Annotated in this window: 18 protein-coding genes and 1 tRNA gene; 14 read left to right on the top strand and 5 right to left on the bottom strand. The window is 61.7% G+C overall.

What is annotated here, in order from left to right:
• The first annotated feature begins 20 nt into the window (after window positions 1-20).
• Window positions 21-1,790, top strand: a complete 1,770-nt coding sequence (locus tag F4X08_05530) for an arylsulfatase (protein MYD25253.1) — start codon at window positions 21-23, stop codon at window positions 1,788-1,790.
• A 3-nt stretch (window positions 1,791-1,793) separates the two neighbouring features.
• Here the strand turns inward: F4X08_05530 and F4X08_05525 are convergent, their stop codons facing one another.
• Window positions 1,794-2,732 (bottom strand): dihydrodipicolinate synthase family protein, encoded by a 939-nt coding sequence (locus F4X08_05525; protein MYD25252.1) that lies wholly within the window; start codon window positions 2,730-2,732, stop codon window positions 1,794-1,796.
• A 292-nt stretch (window positions 2,733-3,024) separates the two neighbouring features.
• On the opposite strand from F4X08_05525, the gene F4X08_05520 reads away from it, so the two are divergent.
• From F4X08_05520 to F4X08_05510, 3 genes are read left to right on the top strand one after another with little or no spacing between them, the layout of a single operon-like run.
• The gene (locus tag F4X08_05520) at window positions 3,025-4,305 is read left to right on the top strand and encodes a pyridoxal-phosphate dependent enzyme (protein ID MYD25251.1); all 1,281 of its coding nucleotides are present in this window, start codon (window positions 3,025-3,027) and stop codon (window positions 4,303-4,305) included.
• A 10-nt stretch (window positions 4,306-4,315) separates the two neighbouring features.
• Window positions 4,316-6,946, top strand: a complete 2,631-nt coding sequence (pdxA, locus tag F4X08_05515) for a 4-hydroxythreonine-4-phosphate dehydrogenase PdxA (GenBank protein ID MYD25250.1) — start codon at window positions 4,316-4,318, stop codon at window positions 6,944-6,946.
• Window positions 6,943-8,703 carry a peptide ABC transporter substrate-binding protein gene (locus F4X08_05510; GenBank protein MYD25249.1) on the top strand — a complete coding sequence of 587 codons (1,761 nt, stop codon included), beginning with the start codon at window positions 6,943-6,945 and terminating at the stop codon, window positions 8,701-8,703. Before pdxA ends, F4X08_05510 begins: the two co-directional genes overlap by 4 nt.
• 212 nt (window positions 8,704-8,915) lie before the next feature.
• Here F4X08_05510 and F4X08_05505 read toward each other — a convergent pair whose 3' ends face one another.
• The 4 genes from F4X08_05505 to F4X08_05490 all read right to left on the bottom strand — a co-directional run bounded on the left by F4X08_05505 (window position 8,916) and on the right by F4X08_05490 (window position 12,306).
• Window positions 8,916-9,197: an integration host factor subunit beta gene (locus F4X08_05505; GenBank protein MYD25248.1), complete on the bottom strand. Its 282-nt coding sequence runs from the start codon at window positions 9,195-9,197 to the stop codon at window positions 8,916-8,918.
• Window positions 9,198-9,228: 31 nt separating this feature from the next.
• Window positions 9,229-10,107: a signal peptide peptidase SppA gene (gene sppA, locus F4X08_05500; GenBank protein ID MYD25247.1), complete on the bottom strand. Its 879-nt coding sequence runs from the start codon at window positions 10,105-10,107 to the stop codon at window positions 9,229-9,231.
• 114 nt (window positions 10,108-10,221) lie between these two features.
• Window positions 10,222-12,081, bottom strand: coding sequence for a LysM peptidoglycan-binding domain-containing protein (locus F4X08_05495; protein MYD25246.1), 1,860 nt, complete (start codon window positions 12,079-12,081; stop codon window positions 10,222-10,224).
• Between the two features lie 152 nt (window positions 12,082-12,233).
• Window positions 12,234-12,306, bottom strand: a tRNA-Ala gene (locus F4X08_05490).
• A gap of 207 nt (window positions 12,307-12,513) precedes the next feature.
• Between F4X08_05490 and F4X08_05485 the strand changes: the two genes are divergently transcribed.
• From F4X08_05485 to F4X08_05440, 10 genes are all read left to right on the top strand, one after another.
• The gene (locus F4X08_05485; GenBank protein ID MYD25245.1) at window positions 12,514-13,977 is read left to right on the top strand and encodes a hypothetical protein; all 1,464 of its coding nucleotides are present in this window, start codon (window positions 12,514-12,516) and stop codon (window positions 13,975-13,977) included.
• A 174-nt stretch (window positions 13,978-14,151) separates the two neighbouring features.
• On the top strand, window positions 14,152-15,417 hold the full coding sequence (locus tag F4X08_05480) for a DegT/DnrJ/EryC1/StrS family aminotransferase (protein ID MYD25244.1): 1,266 nt from the start codon (window positions 14,152-14,154) through the stop codon (window positions 15,415-15,417).
• A gap of 38 nt (window positions 15,418-15,455) precedes the next feature.
• Window positions 15,456-16,643, top strand: a complete 1,188-nt coding sequence (locus tag F4X08_05475; protein ID MYD25243.1) for an aminotransferase class V-fold PLP-dependent enzyme — start codon at window positions 15,456-15,458, stop codon at window positions 16,641-16,643.
• 15 nt (window positions 16,644-16,658) lie between these two features.
• Window positions 16,659-17,783: a PLP-dependent transferase gene (locus F4X08_05470; GenBank protein ID MYD25242.1), complete on the top strand. Its 1,125-nt coding sequence runs from the start codon at window positions 16,659-16,661 to the stop codon at window positions 17,781-17,783.
• A 57-nt stretch (window positions 17,784-17,840) separates the two neighbouring features.
• Entirely contained in the window at window positions 17,841-18,611 is a 771-nt protein-coding gene (locus F4X08_05465; GenBank protein ID MYD25241.1) for a creatininase family protein, read from the top strand.
• An 88-nt stretch (window positions 18,612-18,699) separates the two neighbouring features.
• Window positions 18,700-19,359, top strand: coding sequence for a hypothetical protein (locus F4X08_05460; GenBank protein ID MYD25240.1), 660 nt, complete (start codon window positions 18,700-18,702; stop codon window positions 19,357-19,359).
• Entirely contained in the window at window positions 19,356-20,477 is a 1,122-nt protein-coding gene (locus F4X08_05455) for a phytanoyl-CoA dioxygenase family protein (protein ID MYD25239.1), read from the top strand. The genes F4X08_05460 and F4X08_05455 overlap by 4 nt, the downstream gene beginning before the upstream one ends.
• Before the next feature lie 321 nt (window positions 20,478-20,798).
• Complete coding sequence (locus F4X08_05450) at window positions 20,799-21,428, top strand: restriction endonuclease subunit S (protein MYD25238.1); 630 nt, start codon at window positions 20,799-20,801, stop codon at window positions 21,426-21,428.
• 5 nt (window positions 21,429-21,433) lie between these two features.
• Window positions 21,434-22,951 (top strand): type I restriction-modification system subunit M, encoded by a 1,518-nt coding sequence (locus F4X08_05445; protein MYD25237.1) that lies wholly within the window; start codon window positions 21,434-21,436, stop codon window positions 22,949-22,951.
• A gap of 111 nt (window positions 22,952-23,062) precedes the next feature.
• On the top strand, window positions 23,063-24,253 hold the full coding sequence (locus tag F4X08_05440; GenBank protein ID MYD25236.1) for a restriction endonuclease subunit S: 1,191 nt from the start codon (window positions 23,063-23,065) through the stop codon (window positions 24,251-24,253).
• Window positions 24,254-24,263 lie beyond the last annotated feature (10 nt).

Raw genomic sequence — 24,263 nt, 5'->3', positions numbered from 1 at the left:
GCTAAGGAGTAGAAGTCAGGATGAGCGACAAAAGACCCAATGTCATCCTGGTCATCACGGACGACCAGGGTTACGGCGACCTGGGATGCACCGGGCATCCGTGGTTGAAGACACCCCGTATCGACGCCTTTCACGATGACGCGGTCCGCCTGACCGACTTCCACGTGTCGCCCCTGTGCACGCCGACGCGCGGCGCCCTGATGACCGGCCGGCGGCCCGTGCGCAACGGTGCCTGGGCGACCTGCTGGGGCCGGTCCATCCTGCGCAAGTCGGAGACGACCATGGCGGACGTCTTCGGCGCGGCCGGCTACCGCACCGCCATGTTCGGCAAGTGGCACCTGGGCGACAACTACCCCTACCGGCCCCAGGACCGCGGATTCCAGCACGTGGTGGCCCACAAGGGCGGCGGCGTGGGACAGACGCCCGATTTCTGGGGAAACAACTACTTCGACGACACCTATTTCCACAACGGCGCGCCCGTGGAGCACGCGGGATACTGCACGGACGTCTGGTTCGACGAGGCGATCCGCTTCATCGAGGGGTGCGCGGGTGGTCAGTCCGCGACCGGTGAGGCCGGATCAGACGCGCCGTTCTTCGTCTATCTCTCCACCAATGCCCCGCACACCCCCTATCTCGTGTCTGAGGAATACGCCCGGCCCTACCACGGCAACCCGGACGTGCCGGAACCCGAATTCTGCGGCATGATCGCAAATATCGACGAGAACTTCGGGCGACTTCGTCGAAGGCTCGCCGAACTGGACCTGGAAGAAAACACCATCCTGATCTTCATGACCGACAACGGGAGTTCGGGAGGCAGCGAACTCGATGAGAACCAACACGTGGTGCGGGGATTCAACGCGGGGATGCGGGGAAAGAAGGGGTCCTACTATGACGGCGGTCACCGCGTGCCCTTTCTGATACGGTGGCCCGGCGGCGGACTCGTGGGCGGACGGGACGTCGACGAAATGAGCCTTCATATCGACGTGCTGCCGACTTTCATCGATATTTGCGGTCTCGATGCGCCGGACGTGGACTTCGACGGCCGGAGCATAGCACCGCAGCTGCATGGCGGCCAGGCAAGCCTGCCCGGCGACCGGGTTCACTTCCTGCAGTACCGGCAGGATACCGTGCCGCCGGAGAAATGGACCAATGCCGTGATGACGCGCCGCTGGCGGCTGGTACGGGGCGAAGAGCTATACGACATCAAGGCCGATCCGGGTCAGCGCGAGGACGTGGCCGACGACCATCCGGGCGAAGTCGACCGGCTGCGTCGCGCCCATGACGCCTGGTGGGACGAGATCTCGCCCGGACTCGAAACCTACTGTCCCATCACGCTCGGAGATCCGGCCGAGAATCCCGCGCGCCTCTGCGCCATGGACGTGCTGGGGGACGTGGCCTGGCACCAGACTCACATCACCCGGGCCAAGGAAAGTACCGGCACCTGGGCCGTCGAGATTGCGCGGCCGGGACGCTACCGGTTCTCCCTGCGCCGGTGGCCCGCCGAACGCGACCTGGCCATCGACGGAACGATACCGACCGAGGAGGCAAGGACCCTCATCTACGCCCCGGAGGATGCCCGTTCCGTGGCGATCCGGCCGGTCGAAGCGCGCCTGTCGCTTTTCGACGAGGAACGGAGCGAACCCCTGGAGACCGGCGACAAAACCGCCGAGTTCACCCTCGCGATCGCAGGAACGGGAACGACGCTCCTGCATGCTTCTTTCATCGATGAGGCAGGGGAAATCCAGGGGGCGTACTACGTGGACGTCGAGCGGCTGGACGAGGCGGAATGAAGATCAGGCCGGTACGGTCCGGGTGATTCCCAGGGTTTCTGCGAAACGTTCGACCGACGTCTGCAATCCATCGATCAGCCCCTCGTCGAAGGCAGTCAACCTGGCGTCCGTTGAACGGCAGCGCGTCGTGATGGGCAGTCCGATACGCTGGAGGTACCGTTTGCAGGTGACAAGGTACTTGTTGTTGACGACCGGCGCCAGGGACGTCATCATCCGCTGCACCTCCTCCGCCGTTTCCGGGTGTTCGTCATACTCGGAACACAACCAGGCAAACAGTTCGGGGAATACGTTTCCGGCAACGGGAGAAATCCCGGCGGCCCCGTAGCGAAGACCATCGAGTCCGGTTTCGAAGTGGGCATTGAAGACCCCTAGCGGCGTGTCGCGCACGGCGTCGATCTTCAGCCGGAGCAGATCGATATCACAGACCGTATCCTTGTGGTAATGGAATCTGCCGGAAGCGCCGAGATGCCCGAAGAGTTCGGGCGACAGTTTCCGGTGATAGGGCGTAGGGCATTCGTAGAGACCCAGGGGAACGGGATCCGTCAAGGCGAGCAGTCGCTCCATGTTCCGCTTAAGCACTTCCTCGTCCTCGCTCCTTTCGGCCATCAGGCAAACGATGACGACCACCGCGTCCACACCCATATCAGCCAAATGCTTGACAAACCGGGCCTGATGCTCTATGGGACCGCCGAAGGTCCCTGTGGCGACTACGGGTACCTGGCCGGCGGCCCGGCTTACGACGCGTTGCGCTACGGCCAGGCGCTCCACGTCATCCAGGTGAAACATCTCGCTGGATCCACAACAGGCAAAGAGGCCCGCCGATCCTCTCTCGATATACCAGTCGGTCAGGGCGTCCACGCCGTGCCAGTCGATAGTCCCGTCCTCGTGAAATGCGTTGAGCATCACCGGCCAGAGTCCGTGGGGCAGTGATCGGGTTGACATGGTGTCGCTTCCGGTGGGTTTGAGTCTGTCCAGGATTTCCGCGTCATGCGTTCGGCTTACGGATCATATCGTTGTGCCGTCTTCCGTGTCAAGAATAACCGGGTCACGTCGGGCACCGGGCGTGGGAGACGACCACCGTGACGTTTGATGCGAAGCACCCTGTAGTCCTTTACACTCCCCGACCCCGAAGGTATATTTTCGGGTAGCGATCCTGGTAACCACACACGCATTGCCATCCCCTTCCATAGACGCAAAAGTCGGTATATTCCGGCTCAACTCCCGAAAGAAAACCATGTCCATTCTCGGCCTCACCTGTACCCGGTGCAATGCTCAATATCCTCTGGCGCCGATGTTCTTCGGCTGTCCCTCCTGCACGGCCGAGGCAGGGGGCGGCGCGGCCGAGGCAGGGGGCGGCGCGGCTGCGCTGACCGTGACCTACGACTACCCGGCGATCGCGACCGACCTGAACGTGGAGGACTGGGGCCGGGCCGGTCACGGTATATGGCGATTCGACGCCCTGCTGCCGTTGCGGGACCCGGCGGCGCAGATCTCACTGGGCGAAGGGAACACGGCCCTCGTGCGGCCCCGGGCGGTGTGTGAGGCGACCGGTTTATCGAACCTGTACATCAAGAACGAGACGACCAATCCCACCTGGGCCTTCAAGGACCGGTTCCACGCGTCCTCGGTCTCCATGGCGCGATCCCTGGGCTACAGCCGGGTCACGGCCAGTACCACGGGCAATCACGGCGCCTCGGCCGCGGCCTATTGCGCCGCCGCGGAGATGGACTCCTGCATCATCCTCTGCCATCCCGAATCCTCCATGCTGCAGCGGGACATGATCGCCCTGTACGGCGGCCACGCCTTCGTGCTGGAAGACCGCTTTCAGTACCTGGACACGTTGATCCGGGACCATGGCTTCTATCCCTCGACGACCATGACGCCCATGCCCACGGGCACGCCCTTCGGTATCGAGGGCTACAAGACCATCGCCTTCGAGATCTTCGTGCAACTCGGCGGCCGGATCCCTGATCGGATGTTCTGCCCCATCGCCGCGGGCGACGCGCTGTTCGGTCCGTGGAAGGGATTCAACGAGCTGCGCGCGCTGGACCTCGTCGATCGGAATCCAGTCATGCATGGTGTGCAGCCGGCGGGATGCAATCCTTACGTGCAGTCGTTCCAACAGGGACGCGGTGACGTGATCGTCCACCCCGATCCGAGTTCCATCGCCCTCTCCATCAGGGACGACACCGGAGGACCCCTTGCACTGGGGGCCATCTACGATTCCGGCGGTGACGCCACCGACGTGACCGAGGAAGAGATCATCGAGGCGGTGCGCCTGCTCGCGAGGAGCGGTTACCTGGTCGAACCGTCATCGGCGGCGTCCGTTGCCGGGGCGATCAAGTCCGCCCGGGCGGGACGGCTCGCCGCTGATGAGACCGTCGTATGCCTGGTCACCGGATCGGGCGCAAAGTGGCCGGAGGTCATGGCTGAGCTGGCAGACCGCGACGCGCCGGTCGAGCCCACCTGGGAAGAGATCGTAGCGCGGGCCGGCCTCGCCGGCGGTGCGGCCTGAAAGTACCACCATGACTACGCCCATTTATATCCTCGCCGACGACCTCGCCGGCGCTCACGACGTGGCGGTCCCCTTCGCGAAACGAGGCTTCGCCGTGGCCGTGCCGACCGGTCCGGACCGGCTGGATCGATTCGATTCGGCAGACCTGGTCGTGCTGAACACGGACACCCGTTCCTGCAGCGAGGCGGAAGCCGCCGATCGCGTGGGGGCGGCCTGCGAGGCGATACGGGCCCGGTCGGGTGCGTTGATTTACAAGAAGATCGACTCGACGCTCAGGGGAAATGTAGGCTTCGAAATCGACCTTGTCAGCGACCTGATGGACTTCGGACTGGTGGTATGCGCTCCGGCTTTTCCTGAAATGGGACGTATCACGGTGGGGGGATATCATTTGCTTGGCGGCCTGCCCATCAGCGGCGCGGACATGGCGGGTCCCGACATCCCGCCGCAACACGCCTTCGTCCCGGATCTCCTGGACAATGGTACCGGCAGAGGGAGGGTCCACATCGATTTGAAAACCGTTCATGGCGGTACGGCAGCTATCAGAGGGGCGCTTGACGAAATCAAGGCCGCAACGGGGACCACGGTGGTGGTGGATATGGCGGATCCTATGAGATGGGATGGGTTGCTGGACGCGGTTTTCGAGGATCGTGGAGCTTTTGAGGACAGACGTTCTTCAGCGCCTGCGGCGGCTACTACGCTGCTCTGCGGTTCCGGCGGCATGGCCGGCGCTCTCGCGGAACGGTTGGCGCTTAGGTGGAAGCCGCGTGCCTCCTCATCCCGTTCACCTCGGTCATCATCCAGCAAGCCGCGAGTTGCCGCACCCGCGTCGCCACTGAAGGACGGTCCCGTACTCGTATTCGCCTGCAGTCTGCACGACACGACCTCCCGGCAGGTCGAGCAGGTCAACGGCCGGAATTCGGCAACCATCTGCCCCTTTGATCCCCTGTCGATTGTGGATGAGCGGAAGCGTATGGGCGAGGTGGATCGACTGACCACTAGCATCGCGGAGGCCATGGCAAATGGGCGGAACGCGGTTGTAACCCCAGTGCGTCCGGACCGTACGGACCGTACGGATCGGCGGGCGTGGATCGGTCATCTGGCCGAGAAAGCCGCCGGCCGCGATCCCGCGTTGGTGGTCATCGAAAACCTGGGTGAAGTTGCCCGCAGGCTGTTCACGAAGGCGAACCCGGGTGGTCTCGTGCTCACGGGCGGGGAAACCGCCGGCCGCGTCTTTCAGGAATTGCGTGCCGATGGCGCCTGGATACGCGATGAAATCGACGCAGGTATAGGCCAGTCTGCCGTCGCGGGCGGTCCCCATGACGGCATGGGTCTGGTCATCAAACCCGGATCCTTCGGCGACGAGCACACGCTGGCGAAAGCCATGGAACGCCTCTCTCCACGTGGCGTTGACACCCTGGCTGGTGCCACCCCACGGGCGGGTGATACCAAGGCCGGCAGCACCGAGGCCGGTAACACCGAGGCCGGCACCATCACGGGCGGCGACACCTCGGCCGGCGACACCCCGGATGGCATCACCGGACCCTATGGTAAGCAGGCATCGGGCGATCGCAAAGGAAACGGTTCAGATGAACGCCCGGTCATCGGGATCACGCTGGGCGATCCGAACGGCGTGGGACCGGAGGTCATTGTAAAGATCCTTTCGCAGGAATGGGTCTTCGAATTGTGCCGGCCGTTGGTGATCGGGCATGATGAAGTCATCCGCCGGGCGCTGCCGCTGGCCCGAACCGGATCATGTCTCGACATCCATCCGATCGAACATCCCGAGGCGGGCCTGTTCCGCCACGGCACGATTGACGTCATGAACGCGCAGGAAGCGGAATTAGAAATCGATAGCCTGGTTCCGGGCCGTGTGCAGTCCGAAGCCGGTCGCCTTGCCGTGGAATCCGTGAAGCGGGCCGCCCGCATGGCGATGGACGGCTACATCGCCGCCATGGTCACCGCGCCGATCAACAAGGAAGCCATGAGCCTTGCCGGATACGCCTACGCCGGCCACACCGAGTTGCTGGCCGAAATCACCGGAACGAAGCGATTCAGGCTCGCACTGGCCTTCGACGGGATCCTGGTCTCCCACGCGACGACTCACGTCTCCCTGCGAGACGCCATCGACCGCCTGTCCGAAGATGAAATACTCATCACCCTGGACCTGGTCGGCAACGCGCTGGCCGGCATGGGCGTGGCGGCGCCGCGGATCGCCGTATGCGGACTGAATCCCCATGCGGGCGAGGGCGGACTCTTCGGGAACGAGGAGATCCGCATCATCGCGCCCGCCATCGAAAAAGCGCGTGAGAAAGCCGGTGCCCGGGGTTGGCGGATCACGGGTCCCCTGCCGCCGGACACCGTATTCATGCGGGCCCGGAAGGGCGACTTCGACGGGATCATCGGCATGTACCACGACCAGGGACACATCCCGGTCAAGGCCATCGCCTTCGACCGCACCGTGAACGTAACCCTCGGCCTGCCGATCATCCGAACCTCCGTGGATCACGGCACGGCCTTCGATATCGCGGGCAAGGGCATTGCCGACGCGGGTAACCTGGGCGAGGCGCTTCGGATGGCTGTGTCGCTTGTCGGCGAACAGTGGTCCATTGGAGATGGAAAAGGAGCACAGGCCACGTCATGAAATCGAAACTGCGGCCGACCCGAGGACTGGCGGGTGGATCGACCAGAGGATCGGCCGAAAGATCGACGGGAAGATCGGCGGGCCGGCGTTACCCGGCCATCCTGGCAGCCTCCCTGCTGGCATGCGCAGGCATGCTTCTGGCCGAAGCCATCCCGCTTACCCCGCAGGACACCGACCCCGTCTTCAACACCATCGGCAAGCAGATGCCGCCCGATGCGGCGCCGCTGGAGTTCCAGACCTACCGGTTCATGCGGGACGAGCCGCGCAGCCTGGACGTCAGCGTCAACCTCTACGTGGGGCAGTGGAACGAGTTCCTCTTCGAGACCCTGGTCGCCAAGGACGAGAACGGCGATCTCATCCCGGCGGCGGCCGATCGCTGGGAGGTCTCTCCCGACGGCAAGACCTGGACCTTCTATCTGCGCGAAACGGGGAGGTGGAGCGACGGCAGACCCGTCACCGCCCACGACTTCGTCTATACGTTCCGCAGGTCCCTTTCCTACGAGACGGCCAATCCATACGCCGCGTTCTACAGCGACATCGTGGGTGCGACGGCCTACAGCCAGACCGCGAACGCCGACCCGGAAATGCTGGGCGTCCGGGCCGTCGACGACCATACGCTGACCTTCGAAACCACCCATCCGGCGCCGTACCTGGGACTCATTCTCTCCGTCCCCACATCCATGCCGGTGCCCAGGTGGCAGGTGGAGAAGCACGGACCCCGGTGGACCGAAGAAGGGAACTGCGTGACCAATTCGAGCTACAGGCTGACGGAATGGAAGCACGGCAGCCACATGAATTTCGAGCTCGATCCTTATTACGATGGCCCCATCAAGGGTTATGTGGAGAAGATCCACCGCGTCTTCCGCCATCCGTCCACGGCCAACCTGCTCCCCTACGAAAACGACGAGGTGGGATTCGCCGAGGTACAGGCCAACGAGTTGATCCGTGTGCAGCGCGATCCCGATCTGAGCTCGGAACTCGTTTCCAACCCGACCGACGGCACATGGTACATCTTCTTCAATACACGGAAACCGCCCTTTGACGATGCCCGGGTCCGGCGTGCCATCGCCCGGGCCATCGACCGGGAAACGATCTGCCGCGTAGTCCTGCACGGCGCCGCCGTTCCCGCCTATTCCATGCTGCCGGTCACCTTCGACGCCCACGACGACTACAAAACCTACCAGGATTTCGATCCGGAAAAGGCGCGGAAGTTGCTGGCAGAGGCCGGTTATCCCGGTGGCCGCGGGTTCCCGGTGATGGGAATGTGGCTGAGACAGCCGAGACCCGATATCCGGATGGTCGCCGAGGTGATCCAGGGCATGCTGCGGGAACACCTGGGCATCGGCATCACGTTCCGCAGCGCCGATTACCCGGTATTCACCAACTACATGTTCAACTGGAACATCGACCTGGGGATGGTACCTTTCTTCGGGGACTACCGGGATCCCAAGAACATGCTGGACATGATCTGGCGCCCCGGAACACGCGGGCGCAGCCGCCACGATTTCGAACACACGGAATTCGAGGCGTTGCTGGACGCGGCGGACCAGGAACTGGATCCTGAACGGCGGACGGAAATCATCCGCCGGGCCGAACGCACTCTGGTCGAGGAGGCGGGGGCCGCCTTCGTCTTCCATCCCATGGCGAACCACCTCTTCAAGCCGTGGCTCAGGGGACTCAAAACCAACCGATTCGGCGGCAAGACCGTGATCTTCACGGATCTCTACATCGGCGAGGATTTTTCCGGTGCGAGGTAGGACTTCGGGGCAGGACGGCGCAGGACCGGCGGAGCGTCCCGAGGAGGACACCCGCTGCTTTCAAAGGCTCGAAGGCAACCGTCTGGCCGCCGGTTGACCGCCGATCTTACTTCTTCTTATGCCTGTCGGCCCGCAAGCGCTTCTTGCGCTTATGGGTAGCGATCTTCGACCGCTTGCGTTTCTTACCACTCGGCACGTCTGTCTCCCTTGGGTTAGTTTTCCTTCTGTACTCGGTTTTTCAGATGGTCTGACGGTTTGAAAACCGGCACCACGCACGGTGGAATCCGGATCCCCGTACCGGTTTTCGGATTGCGGGCGACGCGCGCCTTTCTTTCCTTCACCTTGAAAATGCCGAATCCACGCAGTTCGATCTTCTCGCCCCTTCCCAGCGCGGATGAGATCGAATCCAGCAACGCGTTCAGCACTTCCGCGGTGTCCACCTTGGTCATCCCGGTGGATTGTGCGATGCGAGCCACGATATCGGCCTTAGTCATACCAATCTCCTTGATCGTAGATGTTGCCGCATTATCGATACCGGTATTCGACGACGCCCGGTGAATACAGACCGGTCATCATCTCCATGTTATCCATCAGCATCTCGAAAAACGTCTTCGGCCGCTGACGGACTACGTTGGGCTTTTCCGAAAGGCCGGCCATCCTGCCGGCCAGGGCGATCGCGTCCTGGTAGGTCCCCAGGCGGTCCACGAGACCCAGGGGCAGCGCCTGGTTTCCGGTGTAGATCCGTCCGTCCGCCCGCTCGACCACCTCTTCGAGGGAAAGCGGCCGGTAGCTGGCTACCGCGCCGACAAACTGGTAGTATACGTCGTCGACGACGGACTGGACGATCCCCATTTCCTCGTCGGTCATGCTGCGGCTCGGTGAACCTATGTCCTTGTGCCGGCCGCTTTTGACGACCTGCCAGTCGATACCGATCTTTTCGAGCAGATCCTCCGCACTCGGTGCGACGGTGATCACGCCGATGCTACCCGTGATGGTGCCGGGGTTGGCCACGATGGAATCGGCCGCGCAGGCGATGTAGTACCCGCCCGATGCCGCCACGCTGCCCATGGAAGCCACGATGATCTTGCCCGCTTCCCGGGTCTTGCGCAACTCGTCGAAGATCTCCTGCGTCGGGGCTACGGCGCCGCCGGGACTGTCGATACGCACCACGATAGCCCGTACGGAATCGTCCTCGCGGTGCTTGACGATCTGCCTGACCGTGTCATCGCCCCGGGTGATCGCACCCCGGACTTCGACCAGCGCGACCCGGCCGCCGCCCATGCCGGAAAGAGAACTGTCGCTGCTCAGCATGGGACCGGCAATAAGCAGCAGCATGACGATAGCGATAACCAGTACCCCGCCACCGAGCAGGCCACCGATAATCCAGTCAGATTTTCGCGCCATGGCAACGCTCCGCTATCCCGCGTCACGTTTGAATTCGGGTTCAATACCGGACCGTCTCCGGACCTGAATATCCGTGACCAAAATATCACGTTAGTTTAAGAATGTCAATGACTTTTAAGAGTCGGAAGGGTTGATGCGGAGCCGGTCTCCGGGATGTATAGCGGCGCGGGTGCCCAATCCGTTCGTCCTGCGCAGGGCGCTCACCGTCACATTGTGGGCCCGTGCGATATCCCAGAGGGTGTCGCCCGGTTTTACGGTGTAGATGATGGCACCGGATGCCACCGCTCCGCCCTCACCGCGGTTCGATCCTCCCGTCCCGGGCGTTCCGGTCGGCGTCGAACCGTCGCTCGCGGTGCTGCTCGGACGCGGAACGTAGATGGTCAGGCTGCGGCCCGCGATGATATCTCCCGGGTTGTTCAGCTTGTTCCAGTCCTGCAGGTTGGCCATGGAGACGCCGTATCTCCTGCTGATGCGCGCCAGCGTATCGCCGCGCCTGATCCGGTAGGAGATGACCTGATGGGTCGCGAGATCGGGCGGCGGCACGTCCCGGGGCCTTCGGTTGGCAATGGATTGATTCGACGAACGGATCGATGACCCGAAAAGCGGTATGGCGAGCACCTGGCCGATCCTCAACCGGTTCGGTCGGCGTATGTTGTTCTCGGTGATGATATCCCCTGTGCGCACGCCGAACCGGCGGGAAATTCGCCCCAGCGTGTCTCCTCGCCGGACCCGGTAAAACGTCATTTCGGAAGGATCGGGTCCGGGCGGTTCGATACCGGCCCACGCGGCGTAGGCACGCTTGGTACCCAGCGGCACGTTGAGATCGAACCCCGGCACGGCCTTCCAGCGCCGCAATTCCGGATTCAGTTCACGCAGCTTCTCGACCTGGACTTTCATGCCCTCGGCCACTTCTTCCAGTACCATGGCGCGCTGCACCGGGACGGACTCGTGGATCACCGGCAGGCCGCCCAGGGGTTCGAATCCGTATACTTCAGGCGACTTGGAGATAATGGCCGATGCCATGACGAAGGCGACGAAGGGGATCGATCGGCCGGGCAGTCTCATGTTCCAGAGACTCAGGTTCCCCGCCCGCTGCACGGGTTCTGACCCGGCATGATGGGCCGCCAGAACGAGGTCCCAACTGCCCAACCGCAGGTAGAGGTCCTTGAACCTCGCCGCCGCCGCGCGTGTGGACTTCTCCGGATCGTAACGCTCGTCGATCTCATCGTTCCGGGTCAGTCCGTAACGTTCCGCGTCCGCCGGAGAAAGTTGCCACAGGCCCGCGCCGCCATCCCGGGAGCGAGCCCGGGGATCGAAACCGCTTTCGACCATGGCGACGTAGACCAGGTCGCCGGGCAGTCCGGACCTGGAGAGTATCGACTGGATCATGGCCCGGTAGCGGTTGGTCCGGCCCAGCCATCCGGCAAAAACGCCGGAAGCTTCGCCCCGCAGGACGTGGATCGCCTTTTTCACCCGGTCGTTGTAGCTGATTGGAACGTCGAAACGGCCGAAATCCGGCCACGGAGGTTCGGGGGCCTCGACGCGGTCGAATTCATCCAGGTAGGGGACGAGCAGAGAAAAACCGGCGGTGCCGGACTGTTCTTCGAGGTCGGTGTCCGCTACAGAAACCGCGTCCGGGACGGCGGAACCGGATGCGAGGCCCTTATCCTCCTCCGCCGAATCAATGGTGATCCCCAGATCGCCTTCAATGGCCGGGGTGTTGGTGTTGGCCGGGGCATTCGCCGTGGCAGTGGCCGTGGTCGCGCTCGTATCCGGGAACTGGAACGGCGCATAAATTAAAACCGACGCTGAAATCGAAGCAGCGTCGGTCGGAGTATCCTCGGCGTCAATGGGGGCCGCATGGAGCAATACGGGAGACGCGAGCAGTAAAAACAGGCAGATCGTCAGCCGGCCCAGGGTGTATAAACTGCTGGTCGGTATACTGCGATTAACTGTGCAGATGGTGCTGAGCATAGTGCGCGCTGTATACGAATAACCGACTGTGTTTGATGAATCACTTCAAATCGATGCGCTGGCCAAGCTGACCAAACTGGCCAAGCTGGCCGGGACCTCGATCAATCCACCAGGGACCGCCACTTAAGGATGAGGTCGCCACCAGCAGGCAGTGGAGCTGAGCGGGATCGAACCGCTGACCTCATGAATGCCATTCATGCGCTCTCCCAGCTGAGCTACAGCCCCTGACGCCGCACAAAATAGGAACGCTGAATGCGACTGTCAAGGGAAACGTTGCGCGGGCGCCAGTGCCGTGGATGGATACGTTTGCAAACAGCACAAGAAACACTGATACTTCTTGCGGTCGAAAGTACGCCGGGTTATCGTCGGGACGATGGTAATACGGTGCCTTCACGATGATTACCGAAAGGAAAGCGGTGCATGTCCAATGTAATAAAAACAAGCCGGACCCACCCGATCCGCGTCGACCCTATACGTCCGAAGGACGGCTACGGCCGCATCGGCGTCACCCTGTGCCCCGGCAAGAAGTACCCCTGGGGCCTCGCGGGGAACTGGGACCGCGACCTGGACCTGGACCTTGACCGGATCAGCAGGTGGGGCGCGACAGCAGTCGTCAGCCTGATTACCAGGGAAGAAGTCCGGGACCTGGAGGTTCAGGACCTCTCCAGGGTGGTCGCGGACCGGCACATGGAGTGGTGGCACCTGCCTATACCGGACGGGCAGCCGCCCGGACCGGAATTCGAAAAGGCCTGGGTACATGCGGGAGCATCCATCAGGGACCGGCTGCGGCTCGGTTTCGACGTGCTCGTCCACTGCAAAGGCGGCCTGGGCCGCGCTGGGACCGTCGCCGCGCGGTTGCTCGTGGAGTTCGGCGAACGACCCGACGTAGCAATACGGCGCGTTCGAGAGGCCCGTTCCATAAACGCCCTGGAAACACGTGAACAGGAGCGCCACGTGCACCAGTGCGAGGCGATGGACCCGGCACTGCCCTCCACGACCGCGGAGAGCATCCGGGACCGCGCGATCGGCGCCTTCCTGGGTCTCGCAGTAGGGGACGCGGTCGGCACGACGCTCGAGTTCAAATCCCGCGACGCGCAGCGTGTGGAAGACATGGTGGGCGGCGGTCCCTTCAGTCTGGCCGCGGGCGAATGGACCGACGACACCACGATGGCGCTGGCCCTGGCCGAAAGCCTCGCCGACTGCGGGGCACTCGACTGCCGGGACCTGATGGACCGGTTCGTCCGTTGGATGAGAAAGGGCGAATACTCCTGTACCGGCCATTGCTTCGACATTGGGAATACCACCCGCGCGGCCCTCACCCGATATGAGCGTACCGGCGATCCGCTTTCCGGTTCCACCGACCCGCACTCCGCGGGAAACGGCTCGCTGATGCGGCTCTCTCCCGTCGCGCTGCGCTACTGGGACGACCGCGCACTGCTCGACGCTACGGCGGCGGAACAGTCCCGGACGACGCACGGGGCCGAAACCGCGGTAGATGCCTGCCGGGGCTTCGCGGCACTGCTGGCGGATGCCATATCGGGAAGGGCGAGGGCGGACCTTCTCGCGCCGAGGCCTTTCGACGGGTCACCGGAGATCTCACGAATCCTGGCCGGAAGCTGGCGGGGAAAACCCCGGGAAGAGATCAGCTCGAGCGGTTACGTCGCCAGCACGATGGAAGCCGCCCTGTGGTCGGTGGCACGCACCTCTGATTTCCGGGGCGCCGTGCTGCTCGCAGCCAACCTGGCCGACGACGCCGACACGGTTGCCGCGGTGACGGGACAGCTCGCCGGAGCGCTGTACGGTCTTGGCGGCATCCCCGACGACTGGCTCGACCGGGTCGCCTGGAAGGATCGGCTGCTGGACGTGGCGGACCGGTTGATCAGTAGGGACGGTTGACGAGCAGGGATGGCTGGCCGGCCGCAAGATTTAACCATTATCCGCCCTCGGAGTCTGCCTCGAACGGCGGTAAATTATACTTGAACAGGGCGGCGTGGCGTGTTATAGTCCTGCATCTCATTCCAACCATTCCGCATACTACGATGTAAGCTCGATCGTTGAATCAGGACGACCATGGCGGAATCCCTGGCAATCGACGGCGGAACTCCTGTCCGCACGGAAAACTGGCCTCCGCTGATACCCGGTGGTGCGGTATACGGGGAAGAGGAAAAACAGGCCGCCATCGAGGTCATCGAAGCCCGTTCGCCCTTCCGATACTACGGCATCGAGCCCCTCGGCAAGGTCGACCGGTTCGAAGCGGCCTATGCCCGGTACGTCGGCACGCGTTTCGCCCTCGCCACCCACAGCGGGAGCACGGCGCTTTCCGTAGCCTTGGCCGCCCTCGACGCGGGTCCGGGCACGGAAGTCATCATGCCGGCCTTCATGTGGATCGCCGACGTCAACGCGGTCGTGCATCTGCGTGCCGTGCCGGTCCTCGCCGACATCGACGAAACGCTGAACCTGGACCCCGGCGACATCGAACGTCGCATCACGCCCCGCACGCGGGTCATCATCGCCGTACACATGGCCGGAACGGCCGCCGATATGCCCGCCATCCTGGAGGTGGCGGACCGGCATGGGATCCCGGTACTCGAGGACTGCTCCCAGGCCGCGGGCGCGCGCATCGGAGGGCGGCCCGTGGGATCCATGGGCACGGCGGGTGCGACCAGCCTCCAGTACAACAAGAACTTCACCACCGGCGAAGGCGGGATGATCACGACGGACGACGACGAGGTCTTCCGCCGGGCGGTTTGCTTCCACGACACGGGATTCGAGCGGGATCTCGAAGGGGTGTCGACCGGGGAGGACTCAGCGTTCGAGACCTTCGGCATGGGCGTCCGCATGGACGAACTCCGCGGTGCGGTCGGCCTGGTACAGTTGGAGAAACTGCCTTCCATCATTGAGGGCATGCAACGCCACCAGGTCAGGCTGCGGGAGACCCTCGGAAAGACGCCGGGCATCCAGCTTCGTCGCATCGTGGACCCCGAGGGCGACAGCGGCGCCTATTTCTCCTGGATCCACGACTCGGCGGAAGCGGCGGCCCGGTTCACCGCGGCGATACGGGCGGAAGGCATCCCGGCCGGCGAGCCCCACGGCGGCATTCACCAGTACCGGTACATGTCCAACCTTCTGAACAAGGCGCCGGTGACGACCGCTGGATGCCCCTGGACCTGCCCATTCAACGCCGAAAGCCCGATGGAATACCGCGCGGGCATGCTGCCGCGCAGCGACGATCTGCTCGACCAGGCGCGCATCCTGCCGCTGCCCGCCCAGTTGACCGATGAAGACGTGGACGACGTGATCCGGGCGTTCCGGAAGGTCGCGCGGGCCGTTCTTTAGCTCAGCCTCTTACCAGTAACAGTCACGGGAGAACCCGCATGAGCGAAGTTACATGTCCAGACCGGACCGATACGCTGCCGCCTCCGGACGACGCATTCTGGAAGGCGATTCGTCGCGACCAGTTCTACCTGGACTCCGAGGTCGCCTTTCTACAGGGCGGATCCGTCGGACCGTCGCCCAAACCGGTCGTAGACCGGGTGACCGAGGCCATCCGGGCCTTCGACAGCGATCCGTTGAAGCACCAACCGAAATACTGGCCGATCGTCGAGGAGTCGAGAGAGAAACTGGCCCGTTTCGTGGGGACAAGGCCGGAGCGTATTGCGCTGGTCCAGAACACCACCATGGCGCTCAGCGTCTTCGCCCAGGGCGTGACCTGGAAGGTGGGCGGCGAAATCCTGATGACGGACCAGGAATACGGGGCGGTCAACGCCTGCTTCGATTACGTGGCCGAACGGCACGGCATGACCGTTCGCAGGGTGCATCTACCCATGGAGATCACCGATACGCAGCAGATCATCGACGTGTTCAAGAGCGGTCTGAACGAAAAAACCGCCGCCATGGTCTTCGGCCACGTGTACTGGTCAACGGGACTGGTCACCCCCGTGAAGGAACTGACCGAAATCGGGCGGGACCGCGGCGTCTGGGTGGTCGTGGACGGCGCCCACGCCGTGAGCATGGTACCCCTGCACCTGGACGAATGGAATCCCCATTTCTACGCGTCCAGCCTCCACAAGTGGACGCTTTCCCCCAAGGGCACGGGCATGCTCTTCGTATCGGACGACGCCCACGACCGGGTCGAGCCGCTCATCCTGGGATCCAGCGCCCACCCAAACCCCAATGCCAGCCGGTTCGACATGATGGGCACCCGGGACCAGACGCCCTTCATCGGATTGGGCACGGCCCTCGACTTCCAGCAGGAGATCGGCTGGGATCATATCCGGACCTACTGCCGCGGCCTGGTCGACTACATGCGGGAACGCCTCGGCCGCATCCGCGGTGTGCGCTTCCTGACGCCGCGGGACCCCGAGATGTCCGGGTTCATCACGACCTTCACCATCGAGGGGGCCGACCTCCAGAAGATCCGGCAGGAACTGTGGGACGACGAGCAGATCGAGACCGTGGCCTTTCACATCAACGACGTGCCCGTGTTCCGGATTTCCACCCACTTCTACAACAGCCGGGAGGAAATCGACCGCATGGTCCGAGCCATCGAGCGGCGGCTGTAGAAACTTGCGGTACGCATGGTCCGGGCCATCGACGACGGCTGTAGGCGGCTGGGATCGGTCCGGGTAGGAGAGGACAGAGCAATGAACGAAGAGCAGGGATTCATCACACGCTCCATCCACGCGGGCGAGGCGGAGAACACGTCGGCGACGCCGATCTATCAGGCGGCCACAGTGGACGGTGCCTACCTACGGGGAAGCAATCCCACGTTCACGGCTTTCGAGGAGAAGATGTGCGCGCTCGAAGGCGGTGGCCGCAGTATCGCGACCGCCTGCGGCATGGCGTCGGTCACTCAGTCCGTGATGACGCTCATCAGAGCGGGTTCCAGGATCGTCAGCCACCAGACGACCTATGCCTGGACCCGGCGCTTCATGTCCGAAGAGTTGCCACGACTCGGGTTCGATGTCGAGATCATCGACATGCGCGTTCCGAGTCAGCTCGACGCAGCTCTCGAGAAACCCGCCGATGTCGTCTACTTCGAGCCGCTTGCCAATCCCACCCTGGACATCATCGACACGCCCACCGTAATCCGCAAGGCCCACGCGGCCGGCGCGAAGGTCGTGATCGACAACACGTTCCTTTCTCCCCATCTGTTCCGGCCGATGGACCACGGAGCCGACGTCGTGCTGCACAGCGCCACAAAATATCTCTGCGGTCACGGGGACGCCCTGGCCGGGATCATCACGACCCGTGACCCCGATCTCGGCGAAGAGATCGTGCGCACGCGGAACACCTACGGCGGCATCCTCAGCCCGCTAAACGCCTTCCTCCTGCTCAGGGGGATCAAGACGCTGTCCATCCGCATGGACCGGCACGTCGAGAACGCCGGGGCCGTGGCGGCCTTCCTGGAATCCCATCCTCGGATAAGACGGACCTGGTATCCCGGACTTCCCTCCACGCCCGGGCACGAGGTCGCGCGGTCGCAATGGACAGGCTACGGAGGGATGGTAAGCTTCGAGATTTCCGAGGGAACCGTCGATCGGTTCCTCGATCGAGTACGCCTGTGCCGGCCCTGGGTGAGCCTGGGGGACGTGGGCTCGCTGGTCACCGGAGACCGCGAGGGCCAGCGCGTCCGGATGTCCGTCGGCCTTGAAGATACCGATGACATCATCCGGGATCTCGAGCAGGCACTGGAGAGTTAGATTCCGATACCCGGTCATTCGTACACCGCATCCAGCACAGAGCACAGGAGCCGCATCATGTCGAGAAAGCGTGTTTTTATCGGAGACCTGACGCGCAAGGAGTTCAGGGAAGGGATTGATGGCGGCATCATCCAGGCGGCCATCGTGCCCACGGCGGCGACGGAGCAGCACCTCGAACACCTGGAGATGATCCACGACACGGCCAGCGTCGCCTACATGGCCGAGAACGCGGCGTTGAAGCTTTATCCTCACGTCGTGGTCGCTTCGCCCATCGCCATAGGGGTATCGGAGCACTGGATGGAGCACAGGGGCACATTGACCGTGCGCGCGGAGATATTCACCGAATACGTCTACGACGTGTGCGACGCCCTCAAGCGGGGCGGCATCACCAATATCCTCATCCTGAACGGACACGGCGGCAATGTAGTCCCCATGATGAACCGGATCGACGCGTTCAGGGAACGGCTCGGTGTCAACGTGCGTTTCAATTCATACTGGGACACCTACCCGGCCGAAGTCGTCTACCGGTATATGGAACAGGATCGGCTGCCGGGCCATGCCGACGAATACGAGACCTCTATGGCCATGGCCCTGTTCCCCCACCGTGTGCATGAAGACGACATGGAAATGGAGAGTTCCGCGAAATACGGGACCAAGGAGAAGGGCGAGGCTCTGGCGCCCGTGGCGGTGGACGGCGTAGCCGACCTGCTCCGGAAAATGATCGCGGGAGAGGACATCGACCTGGAGCCCCGCACGTTCCGGCCGGACGGCGCCATGTCCATGCTGCGGGATCATACAATCGAGGAGAGGGCAAATGACAAGGGATAGCGCACGCAAGTCGAGCATGTCGAACAAGATGAGCATGGAGAGTATGGCGAACATGGAGCGTACGGAGCGAACGGAGGTATATGAGCGCCTGGCACCCAGTATGCGTTCATTCTCAGTTACGCTGATCGCCTGGACCTCGGCGATAGGGTTCGCCGCGGTGATAGGCCTGGGTGCACTGAGCGGATGCGCAAACGACCGGAGCGACGGCGAAGATCACAGCGTGTCCGAAGAATCGGGTACAGAGCACGGCGGGACCGAAAACTTGGAGATCGAGTCGGACGACGGGGAAGAGTCGGGGGTTTCCTTGGCCCTGGACGACACCTATGATGTCATCCGTAAAGGCGCCCGGCTCATCCTGCGTTACGACGCCGAAAGCAATGCGTTCGTGGGAACCGTGCAGAATACCACGGAAAGCGTGCTGAACAGGGTCAGGGTCGAAGTACATCTCTCGAACGGCACCGAACTCGGTCCTACGACGCCGGTCGATCTCGCACCAGGCGAAACCACTGATGTCTCACTGGCCGCTACGGAAGAATCGTTCACCGGATGGACGCCTCACGCCGAAGTAGGAGAAGGCGAGCACGGGAGCGGTGGTGAAAGCGGCGAGGGTGGAGAGCACGGATCAGGTGGCAACGGCGGCGAGGCCGGTAGTGAGCACGGATCGGGAGGCGAGGGAGGCGGTGAACACGAGGGAGGCGGTGAAGACGGTGAGAGCAGTGTGGGCGGTGAGCATGGTTCCGGAGGATGACGGAAGTAGATGGAGGTAAAAAACCAATGCGACCAACGCCAGCCGAACCGGGCTTAAATCAAGTCCCGCTCCTGACCACGAGCCAGATCGCCCGCTTCAAGCGCGACGGTTTCCTCGTGCTGCCCGCCGTGCTCGACCTTGAACTATGCCGCCAGGCCAGGGAAGCACTGTGGGACGCAGTGGAGACACACCACCCCGCTATGAAACGCGGCGATCCCACCACCTGGGCGCCTTTCAACGACGAAGTAAGCGGTCAACTTAATGCGAAGCGGCCCGAGATCGGCGGCGACCCCTATTTCTTCACCGAAGGCCACCGCTTCTATGTCCGCAACGGCGCTGAGCCCTTCATGCTCGACCTGGCCCCCCGGGCTCTTTGGCAGGTGGCCGAGCAATTGCTGGGAAAGGGCACAGTGGTCTGGCCCGCCGGAGTGGATGACTCCGGCATGACGACGGGGCCGTGCTTCATGTCCGACGACATGGTGGGCGGGCTGGCCACCCACGGGATCGAAGAGACCGGGCGATGGCCCGAGAAGGGATCCTTCACCACGGAAGAAGCGCTGCTTCTGCCCAGGACGGGTCCGGTGTGGTCCACCGGGCAAGGGACGCGTGGCCTGTACTGCACCCTGCCGGGCAGCCCGTCTCCTGGTCCGGACTACCGCGGCGCCCATACGGACGGCGCCTGCTACGGACGCGTCCGGTTTCAGGTGACCGCCTATGTCGACGACCTGCCGCCCGACTCCGGCGGCTTCACGGTTTGGCCGGGAAGCCACAGCCGGATCTGGCGCGCGCAGTGGCAGGCCTTTCTCGAAGGCGCAAAGCATATGGACGAACACCTGGCGGGACGCAAACCCGGCTACAACGATCCCGTCATCCAGCGCATCAAGCGGGATACCCGGCCCGTCGATTGTCACGGTCCAGCCGGCACGGCGGTCCTGTGGCACACCAAGATCCTGCACATCGCCGGGCAGAATACGTCGGCCGACCTCATCCGCCAGGCGACCATCTACGGCTTCCTCAAAACGCCGGAATCCCTCCCGGATCCGCTCATGACGGACCCCACGAATATTGACATCTGGCGGGACTGGTCCGATGAGGTGCGTGGCGTTGACAGCTACTAGAGACGCACCAACGACCGTCAAGGAACCGACGTGTTATCGGTTATCATCCCGATATTCACAATACAGGTTCATGTACATTTTAGATAAACACAGCACGTTCCAGAAACTAATTGCGGTTTTTCTGATATGAGGCCGTAGATACCCAAATTACCTCTACGTAAGCACGATTCATTACCTTCGAGTTCCCTTCCGACCTCTTAAACGATCTCCAATCTCCTTTTCTCCTTGCCTCAGACAAGAAACACAGTATATTAATCTCTATAATTGACCAACTACGATTTTTTATTGACAAATCAACTCCGGTATATACATTCTGTATTCATGAAATATCATTTATTACATAAGCGCGTTGGCGATATTTGTTCCGTCCATAGCGGGTACACAGCCCGTGGCCGCCTTCAACCTGCAACACATAGCGGTTCGCTGGCAATACAACTGGGCGACTTTCCGCAAAACGGCAAGATAGCGCCCGCAAGATTGACCCGTGTCGAATTCAAAGGTCAAACGGACAGATTCTTAGTCGGTCAAGGCGACGTGCTGTTTCGATCCAGGGGTGATAGGAATATAGCTGTAGCGCTCGATGGACGATTCACCGAAAGGGCCGTGGCCGTGTTACCGCTTTACGTCTTGCGCCCTATAACAGACCTCATCCAACCCGAATACCTTGCATGGATCATCAACCTAACCCCATCCCAGCGATACTTCGATCGTGTCGCTTTGAAGACGACCATACGCATGGTGTCGCGGTCCAGCGTCGAGAGTCTGGAAATCAAAATCCCTTCGCTTGAATTGCAACGCAAGATTACGACCCTGGACGGTCTGGCAGAACGCGAACACGCGTTGACCGTACTCGCTGCGGACAGGCGAAGAGACTTAAACCGATTGCTTCTCAAAGGATGTATTGGAGATCAGATAGCAGATAACGAATCAGGCTTGATTGAGGAAAGGTAGAAAAAATGACAAACCAGACCATGCAGCAGCGGGTCAACCAGACCGCCTGGGCCGCCTGTGACACCTTTCGGGGCGTCGTCGATGCCGGTCAATACAAGGACTACATCCTCGTGACGCTGTTCCTCAAGTACATCTCGGACCTGTGGAACGACCATGTGGAAAGCTACCGCCAGCGATACGGGGACGACGAGGTTAGGATCCGTCGCAGACTGGAACGCGAGCGTTTCGTCCTGCCCGACGGCGCAAGTTTCTACGATTTGTATGAACGGCGCGGAGAAGCGAATATCGGCGAGTTGATTAACATCGCCCTGGAGAAGATCGAGGACGCGAATCGTTCGAAGCTCGAAGGCGTTTTCCGCAACATCGACTTCAACTCGGAAGCCAACCTCGGTCAGGTGAAGGACCGTAATCGGCGCCTCGTCAACCTCCTCGAGGATTTCGCCAATCCGGCTCTCGATCTGCGCCCGTCGAAGGTGTCCGAAGACGTAATAGGGGAGTGTTACCTCTACCTCATATCGCGCTTCGCTTCAGACGCCGGCAAGAAGGCCGGCGAATTCTACACGCCGGCCGCTATATCCCGGCTGCTCGCCGGTCTTGCTGCCCCGAAACCCGGCAACACGATATGCGACCCGGCCTGCGGTTCTGGTTCGCTGCTGATCCGCGCAGCCAACGAAGTCGATTCGGGCAACTACGCCCTCTTCGGTCAGGAAGTCAACGGGGCGACCTGGGCCCTGGCACGGATGAACATGTTCCTGCACGAGAAGGACGCCGCGCGCATCGAATGGTGCGACACGCTCAACAGCCCGGCCCTCGTCGAGGGAGATCACCTGATGAAGTTCGACGTAGTGGTGGCCAATCCCCCCTTCTCGCTGGACAAATGGGGTGCGGAGAATGCGCCGAACGATCCCTTCGCCCGGTACTGGCGCGGCGTGCCGCCCAAGTCGAAGGCTGACTTCGGCTTCATCACGCACATGATCGAGATCGCCAAGCGGGGCAGCGGCCGTGTCACAGTGATCGTTCCGCACGGCGTGCTGTTCCGGGGCGGCGCCGAAGGCCGGATCCGCCGGGCGCTGATCGAAGGAAACCTGCTCGACGCCGTGGTCAGCCTGCCCGCGAACCTCTTCACCACGACGGGCATTCCCGTGGCCATCCTGGTCTTCGACCGGTCGCGTGAGGAGGGCGGAAAAAACAAAGACCGGAAGGACGTGCTGTTCATAGACGCCAGCAAGGAATTCATCCCGGGCAAGACGCAGAACGTCATGGATGAAGGACATCTCGAAAGGGTCTTGGAGACGTTCCGGACGCGGACCGAAACCGAGAAATATGCCCACGTGGCCAGTCCGGAGGAAATTGTCGAAAACGATTTTAATCTCAATATCCCCCGCTACGTCGATACCTTCGAGCCGGAGGAAGAGATCGACGTAGCCGCTGTCCAGAAGGAGATCGACCAGATCGAAGCCGAACTGGTCGAAGTGCGCAAGCGGATGAAGCAATATCTCAAGGAGCTTGGTGTTGAGGTCTGAGGGCGAAGTAACCGAATGAGCAACTCGGTCGGAGATGCTTACAAGTTCGGATCGAGGCAGATGTAAAGGATTACCTGACAGCGCAAATCGAAGGGAAACTTAAGGTCGAATATGGAAAAGGTTCCAATACATCGAGAAGGTAGGATTTGCCTGTCAGACCTGGGCAAGTTCATCAAGGGACGCGGCATAACCAGAGCTGATCTGGTTCAATCTGGAATTCCCTGTCTGAGGTACGGCGATCTCTACACGACCTACGGCGACGTGACCGACGAACTTACCTCGTTCGTATCCGAGGATACGGCAAGAAGAGCGACGCAGTTGCACCACGGCGACATCATCTTCGCGTCTTCGGGAGAAACCGCCGGGGAAATCGGCAAGTCCGTCGCATGGTTGGGGAATGGTACCGCGGTTGCAGGAGGAGATACGATTATCCTACGCGGACATGGACAAGATCCGACCTTCCTGGCCCATGCGCTGAATGCGGATGACGCGGTCAGGCAGAAGTCGAGGTTGGGCAAGGGGCACTCTGTTGTTCACATCCACGAGGCGGAGCTCGCCAGGGTCTCGGTGTTTCTACCGCCAGTTTCCGAGCAACGTAAGATTGGGGAAATACTGCGAACGTGGGATGAGGCGACTGAGAAGTTGGAGGCATTGAGGCAGGCCAAGACAGTACAATACAGATTAGTCAGCCAAGGTTTTTTTGATCCCTGCCATCCTTCCTCTCCGGGGCACCCTAGAACTTGGCTTGAGGTAGAGTTGGGTGATCTGTTCCGTGAGCGCATTCAAACAGGTAATAGTTGGGATACGTTATTAAGCATCACTATGTCTGAAGGAGTTATTGACCGTAACGAGGTCGACCGGAAAGACACTTCTACCAAAGATAAGTCACGGTACAAACTGATTTTGCGGGGTGATCTCGGATATAACACTATGCGAATGTGGCAGGGAGTATCAGGTCTTTCAGCACTTCGTGGAATCGTCAGCCCTGCTTATACTGTCGTCACACCCGATCAGAGTAAGATTATAGCACGCTATGCTTCCCATCTGTTTAAAGCCCGTCGAATGGTATTCGATTTCCAACGGTATTCACAGGGCCTAACGAGTGATACATGGAATTTGAAATTCCCCGCATTTTCGAAAATCAGAATCTTCTTGCCACCTATTAAACTTCAGGAAAAGCAGGCTGACTTACTCGACGCTTTTAAGGATGAAATTAAGTGTGTGGATAAAGAGGTACGTGCTCTGAAGAATCAAAAACGCGGACTAATTCAGATATTGCTAAATGGGAACAATAGCAGGTAATGATGGATGA

The organism is Gemmatimonadota bacterium (genome assembly GCA_009841265.1).
Lineage (GTDB): Bacteria > JAAXHH01 > JAAXHH01 > JAAXHH01 > JAAXHH01 > JAAXHH01.
This window is presented reverse-complemented; position numbering and strand designations above follow the sequence as displayed.